Raw genomic sequence first — 22,836 nt, 5'->3', positions numbered from 1 at the left:
AGTCTCCGGCGTAGATCGTCTGACAGGGAGGTCGGCTCGCCGGTTGCTGTTTGTGCCGGGGCCGGTCACGCCCTGGGGGACGTGACCGGCCTGACTTCCGGCGGCGGGATGCCGAGTGGTCGGGGGTCAGCCCGGCAGATCACCGGTGTAGCGGTAGATGTTGCCGGCCGAGTTCACGCCCCAGACGGTGCCGTCCACTCCTGCTCCGACGTCGGTGAGCGCGCCGGGGATCTGCACCCAGGGGCTGGCGTCGTTGTTGGTGTAGCGGTAGATGTTCCCGCCGGCGTTCGCTCCCCAGACCGAGGTGCGGGAGCCTGCTGAGATCGCCTTGAGTCCGCCGCTGATCTGCTTCCAGTGGCCGCTTTCCTGGTCGCCGGTGTAGCGGTAGATGTTGCCGGCGGAGTTGACGCCCCAGACGGTGCCGTCCGCGGCGGCTCCGATGTCCGTCAGTGCCCCCGGGATCTGCACCCAGGGATTGGCGTCGTTGTTGGTGTAGCGGTAGATGTTCCCGGCCGCGTTGACGCCCCACACGTTGGTCCTCGACCCGGCCGAGATCCGAACGAGTCCGCCGCTGATCTGCTTCCAGTGGCCGCTTTCCTGGTCGCCGGTGTAGCGGTAGATGTTGCCGGCGGAGTTGACGCCCCAGACGGTGCCGTCCGCGGCGGCTCCGATGTCCGTCAGTGCCCCCGGGATCTGCACCCAGGGGCTGGCGTCGTTGTTGGTGTAGCGGTAGATGTTCCCGGCCGCGTTGACGCCCCACACGTTGGTCCTCGACCCGGCCGAGATCCGAACGAGCGCACCGCTGATCTGCTTCCAGTCGGCCATTCCACGGGCTCCTTGTCGTCGGCGATGTTGCATGCAGACGCTCCCGCGAGGGAACGATTCAGCATGCAAGCGTGCTTACGGCATGATCCTTCTATTGTCCGTAAAGCCTCGTTTATCGGATGGGTCGCGTACTTCGAGCTGGGACGGTGCGGCCGGCGGTTGATCCAGGGGTGACCTGATCAGAGGTCCCACTTGCGGGTTATTCGCAATCACCGGATTGACACCGACGAGCGAGCGAGAGCGTCGGGAGGCCGACCCGGGGTGGTGGACGTGCCGGAGGAGGCGGAAGGGCCTGGTCGGCTCACCTGTTCCTTGTCCCGTGTGGTCGGGTGGCCTTCTACGATCCTGTGCATGGATCCCGAGCTGCTGGAACGGATCAGCGCGCGGTGCGCAGAACTGGACGAACTCAAGGAACAGCTGGCCAAGCAGTTGGCGGAAGTACGGGCGGAGCGGGACGAACTCGCCGTCGCTGAACGGGTCCTTGAGCGGGTGAGAGAGCAGCTCGCCGACGAGCGCGCCTCGGCCGCGCCAGCGCCCGGACAGGTGGGTGGACGGACGGTGATGCTGATCCCGCACCGCGCACCGGACGTGGAGGAGACCATGCTCCCGCCGGACTACCAGCGCATCCTCGCCGCGGTGCGGCAGGCCGCCGGACCGGTCACGGCCCGGCAGGTCGGCGAGATGCTGGGCGTGGACATCAGCGTGCGGGCCAAGCTGGAACCGCTGCGCGCGAAGCTGGTCAGGCTGGTCGACCGCGGCTGGCTGCGCAAACTGCCCGACGGCCGGTTCACCACCCGCCTGTGAACTGCTCCACCACCGCCTGGGGCAGTGCGGTGAGGGCGTAACCACGGTGCCCCCGAGGGCTGTTGGAATCGTGTGACGAATACCAAAGAGCACGCCGAGGACCCTGCCCGCTTGTCTACCAGTGCCGACTGACGCTGTCCACGCGCACCGTCAACCACCTCGCCGATCTGCTGCGGCGCCACCTGGAAGCGATCCGGTCCCGGTGGCGGATCCTGCCGCCGGGAAAGATCGCGGTGATCGTCCTGGCCGTGCTGCGACACGACCAGCGCCTGGCCGACATGGCCGGCGGAAACAACGTGTCCGAGTCCACCGTCCGCCGCTGGCGCGACGAGCTGATCACCCTGCTCGCCGCCCAAGCCCCGCGCCTGGACCGAGCCCTGAAGAAGGTCACCAAGCAGGGCCTGGAGGTGGTCCTGATCGACGGCACTCTCATCGCCACCCAGCGTCGCACCGGAAAGGCCGACCGGCGGAACTACTACGGAAAGCACCACCGTCACGGCCTGCACTTCCTCGCCCTGACCGACGAGAGGGGGCGCCTGATCTGGATATCCGCCGCCCGGCAAGGTCGCACCCATGACAACACCGCCGCCCGCCACGACCGCATCCTGGCCCACCTACGCGCCGCCGGCCTTCGGGCGCTGGCAGATCTCGGCTTCCGCGGCCTGGACAACGACGTACGCGATCCCGTGATCATCGCCGGCTTCCACGCCAGCCGCACCCACAAGCTCACCCCCGGTTGCGTGCCCTGCTTGTTCTGACGAACCTCGAGGTCAACCGCTGACGGACGATCTACTCCTCAGACTGGCGCCCGCGACCAGCGTGAGCACCCCGAGAGCCGGTCACACCAGCCCCCTGACCAGCGTCTTCAGGTTGGCGAAGGCTCAGTGCGGTGCAGTGCGGTCCGGTGCGGTGCAGTGCGGTGCGCCCCGGCGTGCCGGGGCGCACCTGCGGAGCCGTAAGGGCATCCGGCTCTGCCCCCGGCTCTGCCCTTACGGACGCTGACCGAGACCGGCTTCGCCGGTTGACTGCCCTGGTGAGCATGTGGACTTCCCTGGAACCGGCCGCGATCACCGTCGACCCCGGTTCCGTCGCGAGCGTAAGGCTGCGGGTACGCAACACGGGCGACACCGTCGAGGAGTACCGGCTGCGGCCGGCCGGTGCCGCAGCGGGCTGGACACGGGTGGAGCCCGACGTGCTGCGGCTGTACCCCGGGGCCGAGGGCACGGCGCAGGTCGAATTCTCACCGCCGCGGACGTCCGACTCCGCGGCCGGTCCGACGCCCTTCGGGATACGCGTCGAACCGGCCGAACACCCCGAGATCCGCGATGTCGTCGAAGGACAGATCACGGTCGGGCCGTTCGCCGAACTCCGCTGCGAACTGGTGCCGTTGGCCGTACGCGGCCGCTGGCGGGCCAAAGCGGCGGTTGCCGTCGACAACCTCGGCAACCAGCCGCTGACGGTCTCCCTCTCCGGTCGCGAGAACGGCGACGCCCTCACCGTCGAGCCCGAACCGACCTCGGTCCAGGCAGCTCCGGGCCGCGCCGCCTTTGCGAACCTCAGCATCCGCCCCGGGACGGTCAGTTGGGTAGGCGGCACCAGTAAGCACCCCTTCACCCTCTCCGTGCAGCGTGCCGGAGCGCCGGAACCGACCGAGCTGCGCGGCACCTACATCCAGCCGTCCGTGCTGCCGCGCTGGGTGATGGCGGTCTGCTCGCTGCTGCTCGTGGCGGCACTGGCCTTCGTGGCGCTCTGGTTCAAGGCCGCGCCCACGGTGCTGACGAGCGCGAAGGAGAAGCCGGCCCCGGCCGGGAGCAAGCTCCCGCAGGAGGGCAAGAAGCCCGATCCCGCCGCGTCGCCGTCCGACAAGCCATCGGAAAAGCCCCCGCCCGCGCCTCCGCCGCCGCCCCCGCCCGAGGAGAAGAAGCCCGAGGAGGAGGGCCCGAAGGCGCAGACCATCCGGTCCAACATCAACGGCGGCTGGTACCTCCAGGCCAACGGGGGCAGCCAGGTGGACGGCACACAGATCGGTCAGAACCCCGAGTGGACGGGTGACCAGTTCGGCCGCAACCAGTGGTGGATCATCCACCACTACGCCGAGGACAACACGGTCGCCCTGGAGTCGGCCAGCGCCCCGGGCAGCGTCGCCCAGCTGAAGCCGGACACCAACGAGGTCGAGCTCTGGGCGGCCGACCCGGAGCAGCTGAAGACGGGCAGGCTGCCGCCCCACCAGAAGTGGCGGCTGGCGGACGCGGCCGACGGCCGCACCCGCATCATCAACTTGCGCAACCAGGAGTGCCTGACCGACGTGCAGAACGACAAGGGCGCGCTGTCGACGGGGTGCGCCGACGGGCCCTGGGACCGGCAGGACTGGAAGATCGCCGAAGGGCCGTGAAACCGGCCGGGGCCGGGCGGCACCCGCCCGGCCCCGGCCGCACCCGGAGGTTCAGTCCCACAGGGGTGACGCGTCCGGCACCAGCCGCCCCATCTTGCGGTACTCGCGCCTGGCCCCGGCCCGTACGTCCTCGGCCGACACCGCCTCGCCGCGGCCCGCCGCGAGGTATCCGGCGGTCACCGCGGCAGACCGGATCGCCCCGCCGGACAACTCGAACTCCTTGGCACAGACGTCAAGTGCGAGGTCGTCCGCACAGGGGGAGGCCGCCAGGCAGGAACGCCACAGCGCGGTCCGCTGTTCGGCGTCCGGGAACGGGAAGTCGACCACCAGATCCAGCCGCCGGGTGAACGCATCGTCGATATTGGCCCGCAGGTTGGTGGTGAGGACGGCGATCCCGTCGAACGCTTCCAGCCGCTGCAGCAGATAGGCGCTCTCCAGGTTCGCGTACCGGTCGTGCGAGCTCTTGACCTCCGAACGTCTGCCGAACACGGCATCCGCCTCGTCGAAGAGCAGCACGGCGTCCGTACGGTCGGCCTCGGAGAAGATCTGCTCCAGGTTCTTCTCGGTCTCCCCGATGTATTTGTCCACCACCGCCGACAGTTCCACCACATAGAGGTCCAGGCCCAGTTCACCGGCCACGACCTCGGCGGAGAGCGTCTTTCCGGTACCGGATTCTCCGGCGAACAGCGCCACCACGCCCCTGCCGCGCCCCCCGCCGGTGCGCAGCCGCCACTGGCCCAGGACCTTCTCCCGATGCCGCGCCCGCTGCACCAGTTCGTGCAGCAGAGCCAGCGGCTCGGGCGGCAGGACCAGCCCGTCGAAGCCGACGGCGGGCCGTACCCGCCGGGCGTGCCGGTCCAGCAGCGGCGCGGACTGCTGACGTGCGCTGTGCTGGATGTGGGCGGTGGTCAGCGGCGTCCCGTCGAAGGCGGCGAGGGCGGTGGCCGCACGGGCCGCCCGCCGGATCTGAGCGGCCCCCAGCCGGTACGGCGCCACGGCCGCGGCGAGATCGAAGCCATCGGCCACCTCCACGGATCCGAGTGCGGTGCTCCAGACCTCACCCGCCGCCGCCCCGTCGTCCGGCGCGTCCATCGCGAACAGCCCGGCATCGGGTGCCCAGCCCGGGTCGTACGGCTCGCTTCCGAAGAAGACCACCGGGACATCCCCGCCCGCCAGCGCCCTGACGAGCTCCTGGGGCCGCTCCGGCAGCGGGCCCACGACGACCGCCGCCCGGCGCAGCCGCGCCTCCCGCAGCAGCGCGCCCGCGAGGCCCGCCCCCGCACCGCCCCGGCCGTCCGGCCGATACCGCAGCACGGGCAGTCCGGCGCTCCGCAGCCCGTCGGCCACCGGCGCGGCGGCGGTACCGGGCCGGCGCTCCCGCAGATGGACGGCGAGCGGCCGCTCGCTCGCGAGCGCGGCGAGCCGTCCGGCGAACGACGCATCTCCGGTACGGTCACCGCTTCCCGTACGGCCGGCGGCTCGCGGCACCGCCGACAGCAACTCCACCTCACCTCCGCTGAGTTCGGGATCCAGGCCGTCGTCCCCCAGCAGATGGGCCACCACCCGCTCCGGCACCCGCAGCGCCCGGCCCGGCAGGGGCCGGTCCTCGTCCTCGATGACGAGCAGCCCACCGGACAGCAGCGGCGCGGCGGGATGGAAGCGGGCACGGGCCGCGGGCTCGTACGGCCCGGTACCCGCGAGGTCCAGCGCCAGCGCGACCGTGGCGCGACGGCGCCCGACATCGTCGTTGAGGTAGCCGTACAGCGGCTCGAAGCCCCGGTCCACATCGGGCGCGAGCGCGGCCAGGAGGATATGCAGGTCCAACGCCGACAGGCCGAACCGCACGGCGAGCGCGGCCGTTCGGTCCGAGGCGTCCGAGGCGTCCGAGGCGTCCGAGGCGTCCGAGCCGTCCGGGGTGCCCGAGCCGTCCGGGGTGCCCGATGCCTCCGAGGCGTCCGGCACCTCGCCATCCGGCCCTCCTGCGTACGGCTGACCCGCGTACGCCCCGCCCGCCGCAGCTGCCGCCCCGCCCGTGCCGTCCTCCGGTGGCAGCGCGGCCAGCCGTCGGGCCGTCTCCGGGGTCACATACAGCCCGCGCAGCGGGTCCGCAGCCGTCGGATCGTCGGCGCTGCGCCGCTCGACCAGCGCGGCCACCCGCTTGCGCAGCCCCGCCAGCCGGCCGAGCAGCGCGCCGCTCGCGTTCTCGCTCGCCGCCGTGCCGCTCCCCTTCGTGCCGCCGGCCTCCGTGCCGTTCCCCTCCGTGCCGCTCACCCTTCCTCCTCGCCGGCCGTGGCGGACGACGAGGCGCCCGGAGCGGACCGGAGCATCCGGGGCTGGGAGTCGCCGGGGACGCCGTCGAGTCCGCGGACGACCGCGACCGCGCCCTCCGTCACCGGCGGCGCCACCTCGTACGAGGGCGAGACCGGGAACGGCACGGTGATCACCACGTCCAGGGACGGCTTGAGTTCGCCACCGAGCGCAGACCAGATATCGGCGATCGAGCGGGACTCGGGGGGCGGCACCGCGACCGTGAGCGGAATGCTCGCCTTCAGCGCGCGGAGCGCGTCCGGCAATGCGGCCACCGGCAGCATCTCGTGCGAGAGCAGGCACCCCAGCGCGGCCGACAGCAGCCGGTGTTCGTCCTCCGGGCGCGTGGTCCACGCCGTGACCAGGTAAGACAGCCGGAACCAGCGCGGCGGCTGATGCCGGCGCACGACCACACCACTGGCGTCCCGCTCCGAGATCGCCCCGCGCTCGCGGCGGGCGACCTCCTCGCGTATGTCGTAGAGATACGCATTGAGCGTGGGTGCGTTGCGCCGCGCCGCCCAGTTGCGGGTCGGCGCCTCGAATGCGATGTCCCCGGAACCGTCCGGCAGCACCCCGCCGCGCAGCACCCTCCGCATCGCCTCATCGACTTCGTGAATCACCGCTGTCCCCCCACCCTGTGACCAGTTGCTTCCGTGCCTGCTTCCGGCCCCATCAGATGTATCCCTCACGCAGTGCGTACGCGACGGCGTGAGCGCGGTTGTGCAGCTGGAGGCGCGTCATCAGGGCGTGCAGGACGTTCTTGACGGTGCGTTCGGAGTAGGCGAGCTTCTCGGAGATCTGCCGGGTGTCCAGCCCGTCCGCGACCAGCCGCAGCACATCGACCTCGCGCGGCGCCATCCCGACCGTCGGTGCCCATGCGACAGCGGCGGAGGTCACCGCCGACCGCCGCAGCTGTCCCACCTGTGTGAGCAGCTTGCTGATCAGGTCCGGCGGCAGGTCGCCCTCGCCGCGCGCCGCACTCTGCACCGCCTGCACCAGCCGCTGCGGGGTGGCCTGATGACGCCAGATGATGGCTCGCACGCCATACTCCACGATCGTCATCAGATCCGGCTCGCGCAGATTCCCGGCGATCAGCACCACGCGCTGTTCGCCACCCCGGGCCAGCCGTCTCAGCTCTGCCGCGGCCATGTCGTCGAACCGGTCGATGAGCGAGATCGCCACGGTCCCGGCCGCTTCCCCACCCCCTTCCTGCTGTCTCCCTGTCGTATCGACCCGCTCCCTGGCCGCCGTACCGCCCTGGTCCTGGACGATCTCGACGCTGGGCTGCTGCTGCAAGTGGCTGACGACTCCGGCCCGACCGAGCGGGTCGGAGGTGTGCACCGTCACCGTGACACGTGTATCCAGCACTTAAGTTCCTTGCCTCGCCCCCGTTTACCGACAGCCGCAGAGTCGGCGAAAGCAATCAACAAACGCTTACCGGGCGATCAACACCGGAAGCCAACCCTTCGGTCGGGAGAGCTCGGAAGGCGGCCGGGAGTCAGCCCAGGTGTGTGGTTTGTGCGCGCGAGAGGGCGACTTCGAGGACGACCAGCAGCGCATCCCGGACCGAGCCCGTGTGGCGTGCGTCGAAGACGACCAGCGGTACGTGGTCGGAGACGTCCAGCGCCCACCGCACCTCGTCGAGGCCGTGCTCGACCTCACCGTCGAACGCGTTGACGGCGACGGCGAACGGGATGTCCTTGTGCTCGAAGTAGTCCACCGCGGCGTAACAGTCGTCCAGCCGGCGGGTGTCCACGATCACCAGCCCGCCGAGAGCCCCCTCGACCACGTCGTCCCACATGAACCCGAACCGGTCCTGGCCCGGCGTGCCGAACAGATAGAGCTTCAGCGTCGGGTCGATGGTGATGCAGCCGAAGTCCATGGCGACCGTGGTGGTGGTCTTGCCGGGGGTGTGGGAGAGATCGTCCACGCCCGCCGCGACCTCCGTGATGGCGGCCTCCGTGGTCAGCGGCCGGATCTCGGAGATCGCGCCCACGGCCGTGGTCTTGCCGACGCCGAAGCCGCCGGCGATGACCAGCTTGACCGGTACCGGCGGCTGTTCAACCGCTGTCACGGAGTGCGTCCCGTGAGTCGGGGACGGTGCGGAGACCATCAATAACCCTTCGCAGTACGGAGATGTCCTGGGCTGTCCTGGCGTCCGGGACGTGGACCGCCAGATGCCCGGCGGCGCACAGGTCCTCCGCCAGTACCCGGACCACATTGAGGTGGAGGCGCAGCCGGGCGGCCAGTTCCGCCACCGACTGCGGCCGTCGGCAGGCGGCGACGATGTCGTGTTGTTCGAAGGCGAGCGAACCCAGGACGCGGAGACCGGACGAGGTCGCCACGACCTGGGCCTCGACCGGGAGCGGGGGGCCGGTGCCGCCCCCCGCCACCCGGCCGGCGGTCAGCAGGAAGGGCCGGATCGCGGGAGCGCGGCCGGCGGGCTCCGGCGGGCCCGGGGCGCCGCCCTCTCCGTCCGCCATCATGATTCTCTTCTCAGCACCTGTGTCCCGCCTCCGCGGAGTGGAAGGGTCAGCGGGCCGGTGTGGCGCCGGCGTTCTTCTTGAGCTCCAGCACCAGTTGGGGGGTGAGCGCGCTGCCGGCCCGGTTGGCGAAGAGGGTCATCTCGTAGGCGATGTTGCCGAGCTTCGCCTCCTTCGACGTCACCACACCGAGGACGGCACCGCAGCCGATGGCCGACACCAGCACATGGCCGCCCTCCAGGTCGATGATGACCTTGTTGAGGCCGCCGAGTCCGTAGTTGCCGGACGCGCCGGCGGCCAGACTCGTGACACCCGAGACGATGGCGGCCAGCCGTTCGGAGTCCGCCTGCTCGCGCAGTTGGGAGACGGCGATCAGCAGGCCGTCGGAGGACACCGCGATGGCGTCGACGACGCCGGCGGTCTGGGTGGCGAACCGGTCGAGCAGCCAGGTGAAGTCGGCCGCGGCGGCGGTCAGATCAGTGGCTTCCTCCTGCTCGGAACTGGTCTTACCTGTCGGCGTGGTCACTGCCCGACTCCTTCCGGGGGTGCTGGTGTGGCGATGGCGCTGGATCGGTCGGGGCAGCGGAAAATTCCTGCTCCGCCGCTCGCTCTGCTTGCTGCTCTGCTGGTTGGTCTTCTGCTCGTTGCTCTGCTTCTTGTTCCGCCCTGCGTACGGCGGCCTCGAATTCGTCGAGTTCACAGCGGACCGCCTCGGCGTCGACGGGCCGGCGCGTGGCCTGGGTCCCGCGGTCGGCCGCCGGGGCGGTCATGTCGAGCGTCGCTCCCCGTACCCGCCGTCGCAGCGGGCGGCCGGACGATGCCGGGCGCGTCTCACCCGCGGGGGCGGTCCGCTCCGTGTCCGTGCGACGCGGAAGGCGCCGGGGGAGCTCGTCTCGTGGCGAGGGGGCGGCGGGCCGCTGTTCGGGCGGGGCGGCGGGCGTCCGCACCGGCAGGGGAGCGGCGGCGGAGGCCGGTGCGGGCCCGCGGTCGGGCCCGGGTGCGGGCTCGGTGGACGCCGGCTCAGGCGCTGCCGGGTGCTCTGCCCCGTCCGCGGCCGGGGACGCCGTGGCGGCCGGGCTCTCGCTCAGCAGCAGTGTGGAAGGGAGCCAGACGGAGCCGGTGACCCCGCCGCCCGGCGTACGGCTCAGGGCGACCCGGATGCCCGAGCGCCGGGCGAGGTTTCCGACCACGAACAGGCCGAGGACCTTGGTCGGGACGAGGTCGAGCCGTTCCCGCCGGACGAGCCGGGAGTTCTCCTCGTCGAGGCGTTCCGCACTCATCCCGAGGCCGTGGTCGATGACCTCGATCAGGGCGCCACCGTCCGAGGTCACATCGGTGCCGGGCCGGACGACGACCTCGACGGGGGTGTCGGACGGGGAGAACGAGACGGCGTTCTCCAGCAGTTCGGCGAGCATCAGCGTCAGATCGTCGACGATGTCGGGCGCGACGGTGGCCTCCGTCTCGGACCGCAGGGACACCCGCTGGTATCCCTCGATCTGACCGAGTCCGGCGCGTATGACGTTGACCAGAGTGGTCGGCCTGGCGTCCATCTCCGGGTCCCGGATCCCGGCGAGCAGCATCAGGCTGTCCGCGTTGCGCTGGAGACGTACGGCGATGTGGTCGATGCGGTACATCCGCTCCAGGACACCGGGGTCGGTCTCCTCCCGTTCCACGGCGTCGATCAGCATGAGCTGGCGGCTGGTGAGGTTGCTGACGCGGCGTCCGACGTTGCCGAACATCTCGGCGACGTTGTGGCGGCTGAGCACCTGCCGCTCCAGCAGCGCCGCGGCGGTGACCTGTACCTGGTTGAACGCCTCGGCCAGGTGACCGATCTCGTCGTGGACCGGGACGGGGATCGGCCGCGGCCGCAGCGGGGTGCGCTCCGCCGACTCGTCGTCCTCGACCTTGGCGAGCTCTTCGCCGGCCACGTCGACCACCTGCTGTGCGGCGCCGGTCAGGGCCGCCAGGGGACGTACGACCGAGCGCCGGACCAGGACGGAGAAGGACAGCCAGGAGGCGAAGCCGAGCAGGGCGAGGCCGAGCATCGCCAGCGCGTTGTACAGGGCACTGCGGGAGAGACCGTCGGCGCGGGCGGCGATCTGGTCGATCAGCGACCGGGTGATGTCGAGGCGGGCCTCGGCCTGCCGGGTTCCGGCGGCGATCGCCTGACGCAGCTGATGCGGGGTCTGGCCCTGCAGGGAGCCCGGATCGATCTGGAGCTCCGCGAACTGGGCCTCGATGCCGTTCTCCTCGGCATCCCGCTCGATCCCGTCCAGGCGCAGGGCCTGCTCCGGGTCGGCGATCCTGCCGAAGCGCTCCGTCTGCTCCTCGTAGAGCCGGTGCGCGCCGACGGCGCGGGTGTACTCGGTGAGCGCGTTGGCGTCCCGGGTCTGCGCGGAGAACACTCCGCTCTCGAAGGCCGCGTGGGCGGCGTCGGCGCGCAGCACCGTGTCGAGGAGGTAGGTGACCGAGGACGACGAGGTGCCCGCGAAGCGGTCGAGACCGATCCCGTCGATGAGGTAGCCGACCGCGGCAGCGTACGCGGGGTCGATGCCGGCGGCCGGAACCGAGCCCCGCTCGACCTTGTCGCGCAGCACGGCAAGGCCCCGGATGTAGTCGAGGGCCCGCCCCTCCTCCTTCGGCAGGCCCGTTCCGAACCCGGAACGCACGGCGGCGACCTGGCCGTCGGTCGCGCGCTGTGTCTGGCGGTAGGCGGCGGTGGACGGCAGCGTGGCGCCGGGCCGGGCCGACTCCTGCTCCACGGACAGCAGGAGCGCCTGCCGGTGTTCGGCCTGTACGTCGTTGATGAGCTTGGTGACCTGCTCGCTGTCGCGCACGAGCTCGGCGCTCCGGCCGGCGTCCCGGGCCTTCTCCATCTGCGTGCTGACGCCGATGGCCAGCAGCACGCCGACGACGGCGACGGGCGCGATCACCAGAACGTTGAGTTTCCGGCGGAACGGCCAGCGGTCCAGGTAGGCGCCCGCCTGCCGGCGGAACCCTGGTCTCATCGGTGAACGCAGGGACGGATCCCGTTCGGGTGGCGGGTCCACTGTGTCCACAGACACCCGGGCCTCCTTACGACGTGCTTCTGAGCGGTGACCGAGGTGGTGTTGTTGCCGACCGCCGACAGCGGGAGAGCGTGACGCTTGCGAGCTTTCGCCCCAGGTGAGCGAAAAGATTGCGCCACATGCCCAACCGGCGGCGAACATTACCGCTTGTGCACGCGCATGCAACACAGGACCACCAATGGCCAAGCGGAATTCAACTCTTTGTCACATTTGGCCGGTTACCCCCTTGTGGAGCGTCATGCCGGCCAGCGAGGCGACGCCTGAAGGGGGAGGAGAACGTGACCGAATCGTTTCCCACCGGTCCACGTCCCGGGCCGGGCCCGGTCCTGGCTCCAGGCTGGACCGGGCCCCGGCTCCCAAGGCGCATCCGTACCTGCGAAGGCGGCTGCCTCCCGGTCAACCGCCACCCGTAACCTGTCTCCCCCCACCCAACCCGTATCCTCATCCTGTCCTGCGAGGAGACCCGTGCAGCCCACCCGCACGGCGGTCGTGACAGCCGCCGCACTCCTGGTCATGGCCACCGCCGGCTGCGAATCCGGCGGCGGCACCACCGCATCCCACAGGAGCTCCGCCAAGCCCGGCTGCCCCGCCGCCCTCTCCAGGGCCAAGCAAGCCGTCAAGAAGGCCGAGGAGGTCAACGCCCCCTGGAAGGGCCCCACCACCGGACCCCGGGCCGTCCACGACAAGACCGTCGTCTACATCGCCCAGACCCTGACCAACCCCGGCGTCACCGGGGTCGCCCAAGGTGTCCAGGAAGCCGCCAAGATCGTCGGTTGGCGCGCCCGTACCCTCAACGGCCAGGGCACGCCCAGCGGTCTCCGGTCCGCCTTCAAGCAGGCCCTCCGCCTCAAGCCGGATGGCATCGTCATCAGCGGATTCGACCCCGGTACGGCCGCGGCGGAGGTCAAAAAGGCTCATGCCCAGGGAATCCCGCTGATCGGCTGGCACGCCGCCCCGACTCCCGGCCCCAGCAAGGACCCGCAGCTCTTCACCAACATCACCTCACGGGTCGAGGACGTTGCGAAGATCAGCGCCGACTGGATCATCGCCCGCTCCCACGGCCGCGCCGGCGTCGTCCTGTTCACCGACGGCACGGTGCCCTTCGCCAAGCACAAGTCCGATCTGATCAAGAAGGAACTCGCCACCTGCTCGGGCACCGAGCTGCTGAGCTACACCAACATGCCCATTCCCCAGGTCAACAGGCGCTCCATCGGGGAAGTCCGCTCCCTGATGTCCCGTTTCGGCAGCAAGTGGACCTACTCCGCCGCTATCAACGACCTGTACTTCCAGCACGCCGCCCCCGCCCTGCGTGCCGCGGGCAAGGACGGCGCCGGCGCCCCCTTCAACATCGGCGCCGGCGACGGCGACCCGTCGGCCTTCGAGCGCGTCAACGGCAAGGAGTTCCAGGCCGCCACCGTGCCCGAACCCCTCTCCGAACAGGGCTGGCAGATCATCGACGAGTTCAACCGCGCCTTCACCGACGCCCCCGACAGCGGGTACGTCGCCCCCGTCCACATCGCCACCACCGCCAATACCGGCGGCGCCGTGTCCTGGGACTCCGAGGGCTACCGCCAGGCCTACCGCAAGATCTGGGGCGAATGAGGTGCTCTCCCGGCCGCGGCTCCTCCTGGGCCCGGCCGGCCTGTCACCGGACCGGCGTGCGGACATCGTTGAGGCGGCGTGGGAACGGGAGGATGCTCACCGCCACGCCTGGGTGGCGGCACGGCCTCGCGCCGCCCGCACCGAGCGACGCGACGGGCGAGGGGACGGGGCGCCCGGTGAGATACTTGATGTCATGATGGCGACCGTGTCCGGTGACTTCGAGCTGACCATGGACGAGTTGCGAGCCGTGGCACGCTACGCAGCACAGACCGCCCAGGAAGTCCTCCCGGTGTTCGAGGAGACCCACCCCGGCGATGCCCGGCCTCGCGCCGCTCTTGATGCCGCCTGGGAGTTCGCCAACGGCGCGAAACGGACCAAGCTGCAGCGTGTCACCTCGTTGGAAGCACACCGAGCCGCGAAGGAAGCTTCCACCGAAGCCTCAAGTCTCGCTGCACGCGCGGCCGGCGATGCCGCATCCGCCGCGTACCTCCACCCGATCGCGAAAGCTCACCAGGTGGGCCACATCCTGCGCGCCGCTGCATGTGCCGCCCGCATAGCTGAAATCACCGCAGGCGACGATCCCGCAGCCGCCGACCGGATGATCGAGCAGGCCCGACGGCGCGCCACACCGGCCCTGATCGACGTTCTTCACCGCTATCCCGTCGCACCGGCCGGCAAGAACCGCGTCGCGGAACTGATGACCGCCTTGGACGCTTCTCTGCGCGCGTCCGGCTGACGTGAGCGGGAGTCACGACGTCCGGTCGCGTCCGTCCCGTGGGGCGAAGATTTCGAGGGCGTCCGCGTCGGTGGCGCGCGCGTGCAGGAAGTAGTCGGCCCACTCGGTGATGCCGGGGTAGGACGACTCCTGGCAGACCTGGGTGACGGCGGCCTCGATGTCGAAGTGCGTGGTGCGCAGGTCGAGGCCGGGGCCCAGGAGGGCCCAGTGCGCTCCGGTCCTTCCGTAGGGCATGCCGACGCTGCCGGGATTGAGGACCATACGGCCGTGGACGAGGCGGACGAACGGCATATGGGTGTGGCCGCAGACCACGGTGCGGATGCCGGTGTCGAGTCCGTCGAAGACCTCCTTCCAGCGGTCGGGGCGGGAGTCGACCAGGACGACCTCTTCATCGTCACGGGGCGTGGCATGGCAGAACAACACCTGTCCCAGGCCGCGCACGGGCAGGGAGAGCGACGGTGGCAACGAGCCGAGAAGGCCGAGGTGGTCCTCGCGGAGCTGTTCGGCGGCCCACGGAGCGACGGGATCAGGGATCGTGTCGCGATGCCCCCGGCGGTATTCCAGGAGTTCCCGGTCGGCGTTTCCGCTGATCCAGAGGACACGGTCGCCCAGCCCGGTCAACCGGTCGAGCACCTGGGTGGGTTGCGGTCCTGCGGTGATGTCGCCGGTGAGCACGATGCGGTCGGCGGTGCTGACCTCCGGTTCGGCGAGCACCGCCTCCAGGGCCGGCAGGACTCCGTGAATGTCGGACAGGACCGCTACTCGGTTCAGCATGGTCACCACTGTGGGGTGAGGGCGGCCGGGCGGTGAGATCTTTCGCCGTGCGCGTAGCTCAGGGCGGGCGGGGGCCGTTTCCGCGTGCGTGGCCGCCGCGACGGCCCGCCGCCCCGTGTGCAGGGAGCAAGGCCCTGGAACGGGGCCGCGGGCCGTTGGCCGGTGGGGTGGGCGAAGGCGCCGCCTACGGCGCGGAGGCCGCTCGTTCCGGGGCCGGTGTCTGCGACCGGTTGTTGCGTGGGTGGCGAGGGTTGAGGAACCACTTGCGGGCGGAGACGAACCACCAGGTGCCGGCGAAGACCAGCACCACACCCACGGCGAGGGGTGCGTAGTTGAACGTCTCGATGGTCACCGGGCTCTGCTGGGGCAGCATGAACAGCACCGTGATGACCACGACCCAGCCGACCGCGATCAGGCCCACGGGCTTCGACCAGCGCCCCAGGTGCCAGGGGCCGCGCTTGAAGTGCTCTCCCTGGCGCAGACGCAGCAGGGTGGGCACCACGTACGCGATGTAGAGGCCGATCGTCGCGATGGACGTGACGGCGGCGTACGCGGTCGTGTTGAACAGGTACGGCAGGCCGAGGAGGAAGGCACCGCCGGCGGCGAGCCACACGGCGTTGGTGGGGGTGCGGGTCCCCGGGTGGAGCTTGTGCCAGACGGCGGAGAACGGCAGCGCCCCGTCGCGGGAGAACGCGTAGATCATGCGGGAGTTGGCCGTCACGGACGCCATACCGCAGAACAGCTGGGCGCCGATGATGACGAGCAGCATCAGCTTGCCGGTGCTCGCCCCGAGCGCGTCCATGAAGATCTGCGCCGGCGGCACACCGGTTTCCGACTTCAGGGCGCCGGTGTAGGACTGGATGGCGAAGGTCAGACCGAAGAGCAGCACGAAGCCGGCCGCCCAGGACACGACGATGGAGCGGACGATCCCCTTCGGCCCCTCGACCGAGGCGTTCTTCGTCTCCTCCGTCATATGGGCGGACGCGTCATAGCCGGTGAAGGTGTACTGCGCCATCAGGAGACCGATGAGCGCGACGTAGACCGCGGAGCCCCAGCCGGTGTTGTTGACGAACTCGGTGAAGACGAAGCCGGGGGACTGGTGCTTGGCGGGGATCACCAGCAGGGCGCCGACGATCACGACCACACCGATCAGATGCCACCACACCGAGACGGTGTTGAAGAAGCCGACGACGCGTACCCGGAAGGTGTTCACGAGGGCGTGCAGCAGAAGGATCACGCCGAAGAGTGTGATCGTGTGGGCGGGGGTGGCGGCGTAGCTGAACTGAAGGTTCAGGTAGGCGTTGAGGAAGGACGCGGCACCGAAGTCGATGCCCGCGGTGACGGCCACCTGGCCCAGTGTGTTGAACCAGCCGGTGAACCAGGCCCAGGCCGGAGCGGACCTCTGCGGGGCGAGCTTGTGCGCCCAGAAGTAGAGGCCGGCGGAGGTCGGATAGGAGGAGCAGACCTCGGCCATGGCCAGGCCGACGAACAGGGTCATCAGGCCGACGAGAACCCAGCCCCACATGATCAGGGCCGGCCCGCCGGTGTTCATGCCGAACCCGTACATGGTCAGGCAGCCGGAGAGGATGCTGATGATGGTGAAGGAGACGGCGAAGTTCTGCCGCCCGGACATCGAGCGGTCCAAGGTCTGGGTGATGCCGAGTTCGGCGAGGCGCTCCTCCTCCGTCTGCGTGACGCTTGGCATGTCCAATGGCATGGCTGGGCCTCTCCTGGTGATGGCACGGTACATGGCGGGACAACACGGACAACAACGGTCTGCTCGGCCTCGGTTGCCAGGGGGGTCTTCTCCTAGGGCGCGGCCCCCTTCACCGCCCACTTCCGGTGACGGGTGAAGAGCTGCTGGGGGTCCCCGCAGTAGCTCCACGGCACATCCGTGGCGTACGGGCCGATGGCATCGAAGACCTCGGCCGCCGCCCGGTGCTGATTCGCGAAGGACAGTGCGTGGGCCAGGTAGTTGGCGTCGTCGTGGAAGGCTGCGTGCGGCAGCGAAGGGGCCCGGTAGGTCCACCAGTTCGTCCACGCCTGCTGGGTCGACGGGTTGTCCGTCCACGGATGGACGGTCAGGCCGTACCGGTGGCCTTCCTTCCTCATCCGCGTACGGTGCGACTCGGCGAGCGCGACCAGCGGCAGGACGTGCAACGGCATCCCGCGGGGGACATGGGCGCACCGTTCCTGCGCCCAGTGGAACATCTCGCCCGCCACGCCGTGCCAGTCGGGGAACATATAGGTGAGGATTTCGTGGTGTGCCTCCCGATTCCACGGGTCGCGTGCCTCGACCTCCTGCCACACGCTGTGCACCGTCTCCCGCCACTGCCGGTCGCGGTCGGGGGAGTGGTAGCGCAGCAGGGCGAGCATGACGACGTAGGGCGTGGGATCGGCAGGCAGGGTGTCAGCGGCGGCATGGCAGCTCTCCCAGGCCTCTTCCATCTCCGCGCCGCTGCCCTGTCCCCGCGGGCCGGCCATCGAGCGCAGGGCCTGGACGGTGGCGAGGAGGGCCAGGGCATGCGGTGAACGCGGTTCGGCCTGCGCCCAGGTGTCGGCGAAGGTGAGCCGGGCCCCCGCGCGGGCGAGCACCTGGAGGCGGAAGATACGGCGGTCCCAGTCGGCACCGGTCGCGGCCAGCAGTTCGCGTGCGCTCTCCCATCTGCCCATGGCGGCGTCCTCCACGACTGCGCGCAACCGGGAGTCGTCCCGGGCCGGATGCCGGTCGAAGGCCGGCCGGCGTCTCACGGCTGCCCCGTCACGGTCTTCTCGGGTGAGGGAGGCAGTTCCTCACCGTGCGCAGGGGTGGTGTGAACAGGCACTGTTGAGGCCTCCGGGTGGGCGTCCGCCGCGGCGGACGCCGACGTAGGGGGGAGAGCGTCGTGCTGAGCGAACGGCCGGGGCGGCGGCAAGGGCGCGGGGCGGACCGGCGACGAGGCGGGCCGGGGCGACGTCGCACCGGCCCGTGCCGCGGTGCTGTCTCGTCCGTAGGCGAAAGCCCGCGGTGAGCTTGAGGGGCCGTCACCGGAATCACCGGAATCTCCTGTACGTGGGGGTACATGGGCCTGAGCAAGCCGGCTGTCAACTTCTGTCATGAAGTGCTGACTTGAGAAAGAAGACTATTCACTGATGCGCGGCGGCGCACATTCCTTTGGTGATAAAGCTCATGCGAAGGCGCCCGGGGAGGCGTAGTGGGGCGGTGCGCGCCCTGGGGCGCCTCGGGCGCTCCGTCGGTTGAGCCGTCAGGCAGCAAACGGGCCCCGTGGCATCGGCCGATCGACGTGCCGGGCAGTAGGGCTGCGGAGCGGCCAACCCGTTTTGGTCACGGCATCGTCACAGGTTCTTCACTTCGTCTATTTCGATGTTCAACCACTCGCTACTCTCCCGGTTCCAGACACCTTGGGGGGCTCGTGAGGAATCAGCACTTGCTGCCTCACTCGCTACCCCACTTGCCTCTCCGGTTTCAGCCGGGCGGCGGCTCGCGACCGTGGGCAGGGCCATGCACACAGGAGAGTGTGCAGTCGCAAGGCGGGGGGCTATATGACGGGAAACCAAGGGCCGATGTCGCCGGAGGACAAGAAGAACGCCCGGCTCGGCTGTGCGGTCATCGCGGTCTTCGTGCTGCTCGTCGGCGGGTGCGTCAATCTGATGGACGGCGACGGTGAGAGGAAGTCGTCCGCCGCCACGTCCGTCTCCGACGCGTCCGGGGGCGGGTCCGATGCATCCGGGAGCCGGTCCGACGCATCCGACGGCGAGGGTGACACCCTCACGGTGCCGGACTACACCGGCCGCAATCTGCAGGAAGCGCAGGACGCGGCGCAGCGCAGGGGCATCTCCGTGCTCAAGAGCCGGGATCTGTCCACGCGCAAGCGCCTGCAGGTGTGGGACCGCAACTGGCAGGTCTGCGATCAGGAGCCGGCTGCCGGGTCGGTCATGCACGACACCGAAACGCTGACGTTCGCCGTCGTCAAGGCCGATGAGAGCTGCGACGAGCCCGACGCTGCGGGGTCCACGAGCGGCACCGCTTCCTTTGAGCCCACGGAGGAACCGACCGACGCCGAGGAAACCGCCACCGCCGATGGCTCCGCCACGACTGACGGTTCGGCATCCTCCGGTGGTTCGGCGTCCGGTGGTTCCACGTCCTCCGGCGGTTCCGGCACGGACGGGGGTGGCTCCTCCGGCGGTTCCAGCTCCTCCGGAGGGGCGGGTTCCGGGAGTGGCAGCAGCTCCACGAGCGGCGGCGGAGGGCAGGAGCAGGCTCCGGCAGGCGCCTCCGCCCAGTGCAACGACGGGACGTACAGCTACAGCGCGCACCGGCGAGGTACCTGCAGCCACCACCACGGGGTCGCCGTCTGGCTGAGGAGCCTTCCGGCCTGACGGCGGCCAGGGCCGGAGCGCAAGGCCGCGGGCGGTCCGGGTCGGGGGCGGCCCGGACCTGGACCGATGGCGGGTGAGAGGTGTGCGGCGCACGCGGACACCCGGCCGTACAACCTTCGACGGCAATGGGCGGTCTTCACGACACCATCGCAGAGGAATGGGGGATTGCGCATGTCGCACTCGCAGCAGCCCGCGCCGTTCGGTCAGCAGCCCCTCCTGTACGCCCTCCCGTACGCGCCGCAGCCGTCTGTGCCGCGGCCATCCGCGTCGCGGTCGTCCGCGCCGTCATCGTCCCCGCGGCCGCCGAAGAGCCCGCACTCCGTACTCCGGATCGCCGTGGGCGTGGCCTGTGCGCTCCTCGTCCTCGGGCTCGCCGTCGTGGTCGGAAACGGCCGCAACGGCATCAAGAAGGCCAGGACGAAGCCCGCCCCCACCCTCACGGGCACGCTCGGCCAGGGCCGCTACCTCGTGGGGAAGGACATCGCCGCCGGCGCCTACCGGACCGTCGGCCCCGTCCCGTCCGATGCCCCGCTGTGCTCCTGGGCCCGCTCCAAGGGTGCCGGCGGCGAGCAGCCCGACAGCATCATTGCCCGGGGCGCCTCCCGGGGCCCGGCCCGCGTCACCGTCCACAAGGGGGAGACGTTCGAGACCCATGGCTGCAGGGAGTGGACGCCGGTCCGGTGACCGGCCGCCGCTGCCCGCGGCGCGGCCTCCGCGGCCGCGAAACCGTTCGCCGCTCGCCCCCTGTCACCCAGCAGATACGGCCCGTGCGCGGCCGGGGGTGAGATCTCGCCGGGAGACCGGCCGATACCGGTCGACAATGCGCCGCGACGGAGCCGAACGGGCCCGGCCCGCCACCTCCCCGGAGCGCCGGGAACGGACCGGGCCGGCCCCGGAAGCAGGCCGGGCCGGCCCCGGAAGCAGGCCGGGCCGGCCCCGGAAGCAGGCCGGGCCGGCCCCGGGAACAGGCCGGGCCGGGCCCGCAACACAGTGCCCACTCCCACCCAACCCGGCAGTGATTTCCCCCTCCGGATCCGATCGGACCCCCTTCCTCCGCTCCTGCCCGGGGCGGGGTCCTGTCGAGAGGGGGCCGGTCACGAGATATCTTGATGTCGAGCAATGTTGCAGACGTGGAGTGGAGCACCCGGTGACTGACTCGACCATCTTCTACACCCACACTGACGAGGCCCCGGCCCTGGCGACGTATTCGTTCTTGCCTGTGATCCAGGCATACGCGTCGACGGCCGGCGTCAGCGTGGAGACCCGTGACATCTCCCTGGCCGGGCGCATCATCGCGAGCTTCCCCGAGCGCCTGGAGGAGGGCCAGCGCATCGAGGACGCCCTCGCCGAGCTCGGCCGGCTGGCCAAGACTCCCGGCGCGAACATCATCAAGCTGCCGAACATCTCGGCCTCGATCCCGCAGCTCAAGGCCGCGGTCGCCGAGCTGCAGGAGCAGGGCTACGCGCTGCCCGACTACCCGGACGACCCGAAGACCGACGAGGAGCGGGACATCCGCGCCCGCTACGACAAGATCAAGGGCAGCGCCGTCAACCCCGTCCTGCGCGAGGGCAACTCGGACCGCCGGGCGCCCGCGTCGGTCAAGAACTACGCCAAGGCCCACCCGCACCGCATGGGCGCCTGGACGGGCGACTCGAAGACGAACGTCGCCACCATGGGCGTCGACGACTTCCGCTCCACCGAGAAGTCCGCGGTCATCGACCGCGACGGCTCGCTGCGCATCGAGCTGTCGGGCGACGACGGCTCCACCACCGTCCTGCGTGAGTCGGTACCGGTCCTCGCGGGCGAGGTCGTCGACGCCGCCGTGATGCGGGTGGCCGCGCTGCGCGAGTTCCTTACGGCGCAGGTCGCCCGCGCCAAGGCCGAGGGCGTGCTGTTCTCGGTGCACCTGAAGGCCACGATGATGAAGGTCTCCGACCCGATCATCTTCGGCCACGTGGTCCGCGCCTTCTTCCCGAAGACGTTCGCCCGGTACGGCGAGTCGCTCGCGGCCGCCGGCCTGACCCCGAACGACGGCCTCGGCGGCATCTACAAGGGTCTGGAGTCGCTGGCCGACGGCGCGGAGATCAAGGCGTCCTTCGACGCCGAGCTCGCCGAGGGCCCGGAGCTCGCCATGGTCGACTCCGACCGCGGCATCTCCAACCTGCACGTGCCGAGCGATGTCATCGTCGACGCCTCCATGCCGGCCATGATCCGCACCTCCGGCCACATGTGGGGCCCGGACGGCGCGGAGGCCGACACCCTCGCGGTCCTCCCCGACAGCAGCTACGCCGGCATCTACCAGGCCGTCATCGACGACTGCCGGGCGAACGGCGCCTACGACCCGTCGACGATGGGCTCGGTGCCGAACGTCGGCCTGATGGCACAGAAGGCCGAGGAGTACGGCAGCCACGACAAGACCTTCGAGATCCCGGTCACCGGTACCGTCCGGGTCCTCGACGAGAACGGCAACGCGGTCCTGGAGCAGGTCGTCGGCGCCGGCGACATCTTCCGTATGTGCCAGACCAAGGACGCGCCGATCCGCGACTGGGTCAAGCTCGCCGTCACCCGCGCCCGCGCCACCGGCGACCCGGCGGTGTTCTGGCTGGACGAGAGCCGTGCGCACGACGCCCAGCTGATCGCCAAGGTCAAGGCCTACCTCCCCGAGCACGACACCGAGGGTCTGCGGATCGAGATCATGTCGCCGGTCGACGCGATCACGTTCTCCCTCGACCGCATCCGCCGCGGCGAGGACACGATCTCGGTCACCGGCAATGTGCTGCGTGACTACCTGACCGACCTCTTCCCGATCCTCGAGCTGGGCACCAGCGCGAAGATGCTCTCGGTCGTCCCGCTCATGAACGGCGGCGGACTGTTCGAGACCGGTGCCGGCGGCTCCGCGCCCAAGCACGTCCAGCAGCTGGTCAAGGAGAACTACCTGCGCTGGGACAGCCTGGGCGAGTTCCTGGCGCTCGCGGTCAGCTTCGAGCACCTGGCGCAGACCACGGGCAACGCGCGCGCCCAGGTGCTCGCCGATACCCTCGACCGCGCCACCGGCACCTTCCTCAGCGAGAACAAGTCGCCCAGCCGCAAGCTGGGTGGCATCGACAACCGCGGCAGCCACTTCTACCTGGCGCTCTACTGGGCGCAGGAGCTGGCGAAGCAGACCGACGACACGCAGCTCGCGGAGGCGTTCGCGGCACTCGCCAAGACGCTGACCGAGCAGGAGCAGACCATCGTCGACGAGCTGGTCGCGGTGCAGGGTTCGCCGGCCGACATCGGCGGCTACTACCAACCGTCCGTGGCGAAGGCCTCGGCGGTCATGCGCCCGTCGGCGACCCTCAACCAGGCCCTCGCGACCCTCAGCTGATGCGGTAACCGCGGAAGGCCCTTCCGCCCCGGCCGGCGCCCTGCCGGCCGGGGCGGTTCCTTTTCCGCGGACGGCGGCGAGGCCGTGGTGGAGCCCCG

19 protein-coding genes are annotated in these 22,836 nt (G+C 70.5%); 8 read left to right on the top strand and 11 right to left on the bottom strand.

Features of this window, described 5'->3' with window-relative positions; genetic code table 11:
- Positions 1-126: 126 nt before the first annotated feature.
- The gene (locus CFW40_RS05085; protein ID WP_077193904.1) at positions 127-825 is read right to left on the bottom strand and encodes a tectonin domain-containing protein; all 699 of its coding nucleotides are present in this window, start codon (positions 823-825) and stop codon (positions 127-129) included.
- Positions 826-1,176: 351 nt separating this feature from the next.
- On the opposite strand from CFW40_RS05085, the gene CFW40_RS05080 reads away from it, so the two are divergent.
- The 3 genes from CFW40_RS05080 (at position 1,177) to CFW40_RS05070 (ending at position 4,021) form a co-directional block, all read left to right on the top strand.
- A complete protein-coding gene (locus CFW40_RS05080; protein WP_176956569.1) occupies positions 1,177-1,629 on the top strand; it encodes a hypothetical protein in 453 nt (150 codons plus the stop codon).
- Positions 1,630-1,691: 62 nt separating this feature from the next.
- Positions 1,692-2,387: a transposase family protein gene (locus CFW40_RS05075; RefSeq protein ID WP_256331591.1), complete on the top strand. Its 696-nt coding sequence runs from the start codon at positions 1,692-1,694 to the stop codon at positions 2,385-2,387.
- 275 nt (positions 2,388-2,662) lie between these two features.
- Positions 2,663-4,021, top strand: a complete 1,359-nt coding sequence (locus tag CFW40_RS05070; protein WP_119098150.1) for a hydrogenase expression protein — start codon at positions 2,663-2,665, stop codon at positions 4,019-4,021.
- Positions 4,022-4,072: 51 nt separating this feature from the next.
- On the opposite strand, the gene CFW40_RS05065 is transcribed toward CFW40_RS05070, so the two are convergent.
- From CFW40_RS05065 to CFW40_RS05035, 7 genes are all read right to left on the bottom strand, one after another.
- Positions 4,073-6,292: an ATP-binding protein gene (locus tag CFW40_RS05065; protein ID WP_088796658.1), complete on the bottom strand. Its 2,220-nt coding sequence runs from the start codon at positions 6,290-6,292 to the stop codon at positions 4,073-4,075.
- Complete coding sequence (locus CFW40_RS05060) at positions 6,289-6,948, bottom strand: DUF4255 domain-containing protein (protein ID WP_088796657.1); 660 nt, start codon at positions 6,946-6,948, stop codon at positions 6,289-6,291. The genes CFW40_RS05065 and CFW40_RS05060 overlap by 4 nt, the downstream gene beginning before the upstream one ends.
- A 52-nt stretch (positions 6,949-7,000) precedes the next feature.
- Positions 7,001-7,696 carry a response regulator transcription factor gene (locus CFW40_RS05055; RefSeq protein WP_088796656.1) on the bottom strand — a complete coding sequence of 232 codons (696 nt, stop codon included), beginning with the start codon at positions 7,694-7,696 and terminating at the stop codon, positions 7,001-7,003.
- 130 nt (positions 7,697-7,826) lie between these two features.
- Positions 7,827-8,441, bottom strand: a complete 615-nt coding sequence (locus CFW40_RS05050; RefSeq protein ID WP_088796655.1) for an ATP/GTP-binding protein — start codon at positions 8,439-8,441, stop codon at positions 7,827-7,829.
- Positions 8,389-8,811: a DUF742 domain-containing protein gene (locus CFW40_RS05045; protein WP_088801917.1), complete on the bottom strand. Its 423-nt coding sequence runs from the start codon at positions 8,809-8,811 to the stop codon at positions 8,389-8,391. Before CFW40_RS05045 ends, CFW40_RS05050 begins: the two co-directional genes overlap by 53 nt.
- A gap of 49 nt (positions 8,812-8,860) precedes the next feature.
- Positions 8,861-9,337: a roadblock/LC7 domain-containing protein gene (locus CFW40_RS05040; RefSeq protein ID WP_088796654.1), complete on the bottom strand. Its 477-nt coding sequence runs from the start codon at positions 9,335-9,337 to the stop codon at positions 8,861-8,863.
- Positions 9,318-11,819 (bottom strand): ATP-binding protein, encoded by a 2,502-nt coding sequence (locus tag CFW40_RS05035; protein ID WP_176956570.1) that lies wholly within the window; start codon positions 11,817-11,819, stop codon positions 9,318-9,320. The genes CFW40_RS05040 and CFW40_RS05035 overlap by 20 nt, the downstream gene beginning before the upstream one ends.
- Positions 11,820-12,344: 525 nt before the next feature.
- Here CFW40_RS05035 and CFW40_RS05030 point away from each other — a divergent pair.
- Positions 12,345-13,481 (top strand): substrate-binding domain-containing protein, encoded by a 1,137-nt coding sequence (locus tag CFW40_RS05030; protein WP_088796653.1) that lies wholly within the window; start codon positions 12,345-12,347, stop codon positions 13,479-13,481.
- 193 nt (positions 13,482-13,674) lie between these two features.
- Complete coding sequence (locus tag CFW40_RS05025; protein WP_371127308.1) at positions 13,675-14,217, top strand: putative immunity protein; 543 nt, start codon at positions 13,675-13,677, stop codon at positions 14,215-14,217.
- A gap of 12 nt (positions 14,218-14,229) precedes the next feature.
- Here the strand turns inward: CFW40_RS05025 and CFW40_RS05020 are convergent, their stop codons facing one another.
- From CFW40_RS05020 to CFW40_RS05010, 3 genes are all read right to left on the bottom strand, one after another.
- Positions 14,230-14,991: a metallophosphoesterase gene (locus CFW40_RS05020; protein WP_088801914.1), complete on the bottom strand. Its 762-nt coding sequence runs from the start codon at positions 14,989-14,991 to the stop codon at positions 14,230-14,232.
- Positions 14,992-15,175: 184 nt separating this feature from the next.
- Positions 15,176-16,696 carry an amino acid permease gene (locus CFW40_RS05015; protein ID WP_176956571.1) on the bottom strand — a complete coding sequence of 507 codons (1,521 nt, stop codon included), beginning with the start codon at positions 16,694-16,696 and terminating at the stop codon, positions 15,176-15,178.
- 104 nt (positions 16,697-16,800) lie between these two features.
- Complete coding sequence (locus CFW40_RS05010; protein ID WP_256331592.1) at positions 16,801-17,742, bottom strand: hypothetical protein; 942 nt, start codon at positions 17,740-17,742, stop codon at positions 16,801-16,803.
- Between the two features lie 792 nt (positions 17,743-18,534).
- On the opposite strand from CFW40_RS05010, the gene CFW40_RS05005 reads away from it, so the two are divergent.
- The 3 genes from CFW40_RS05005 (at position 18,535) to CFW40_RS04995 (ending at position 22,738) form a co-directional block, all read left to right on the top strand.
- Positions 18,535-19,371: a DUF3761 domain-containing protein gene (locus tag CFW40_RS05005; protein WP_256331593.1), complete on the top strand. Its 837-nt coding sequence runs from the start codon at positions 18,535-18,537 to the stop codon at positions 19,369-19,371.
- A gap of 171 nt (positions 19,372-19,542) precedes the next feature.
- Positions 19,543-20,055 carry a hypothetical protein gene (locus CFW40_RS05000; protein ID WP_088796649.1) on the top strand — a complete coding sequence of 171 codons (513 nt, stop codon included), beginning with the start codon at positions 19,543-19,545 and terminating at the stop codon, positions 20,053-20,055.
- A 463-nt stretch (positions 20,056-20,518) separates the two neighbouring features.
- Positions 20,519-22,738, top strand: coding sequence for an NADP-dependent isocitrate dehydrogenase (locus tag CFW40_RS04995; RefSeq protein ID WP_088796648.1), 2,220 nt, complete (start codon positions 20,519-20,521; stop codon positions 22,736-22,738).
- Positions 22,739-22,836: the final 98 nt, after the last annotated feature.

Origin of the sequence: Streptomyces sp. 2114.4, assembly GCF_900187385.1 — a bacterium.
Taxonomy (GTDB): Bacteria; Actinomycetota; Actinomycetes; order Streptomycetales; family Streptomycetaceae; genus Streptomyces; species Streptomyces mooreae.
This window is presented reverse-complemented; position numbering and strand designations above follow the sequence as displayed.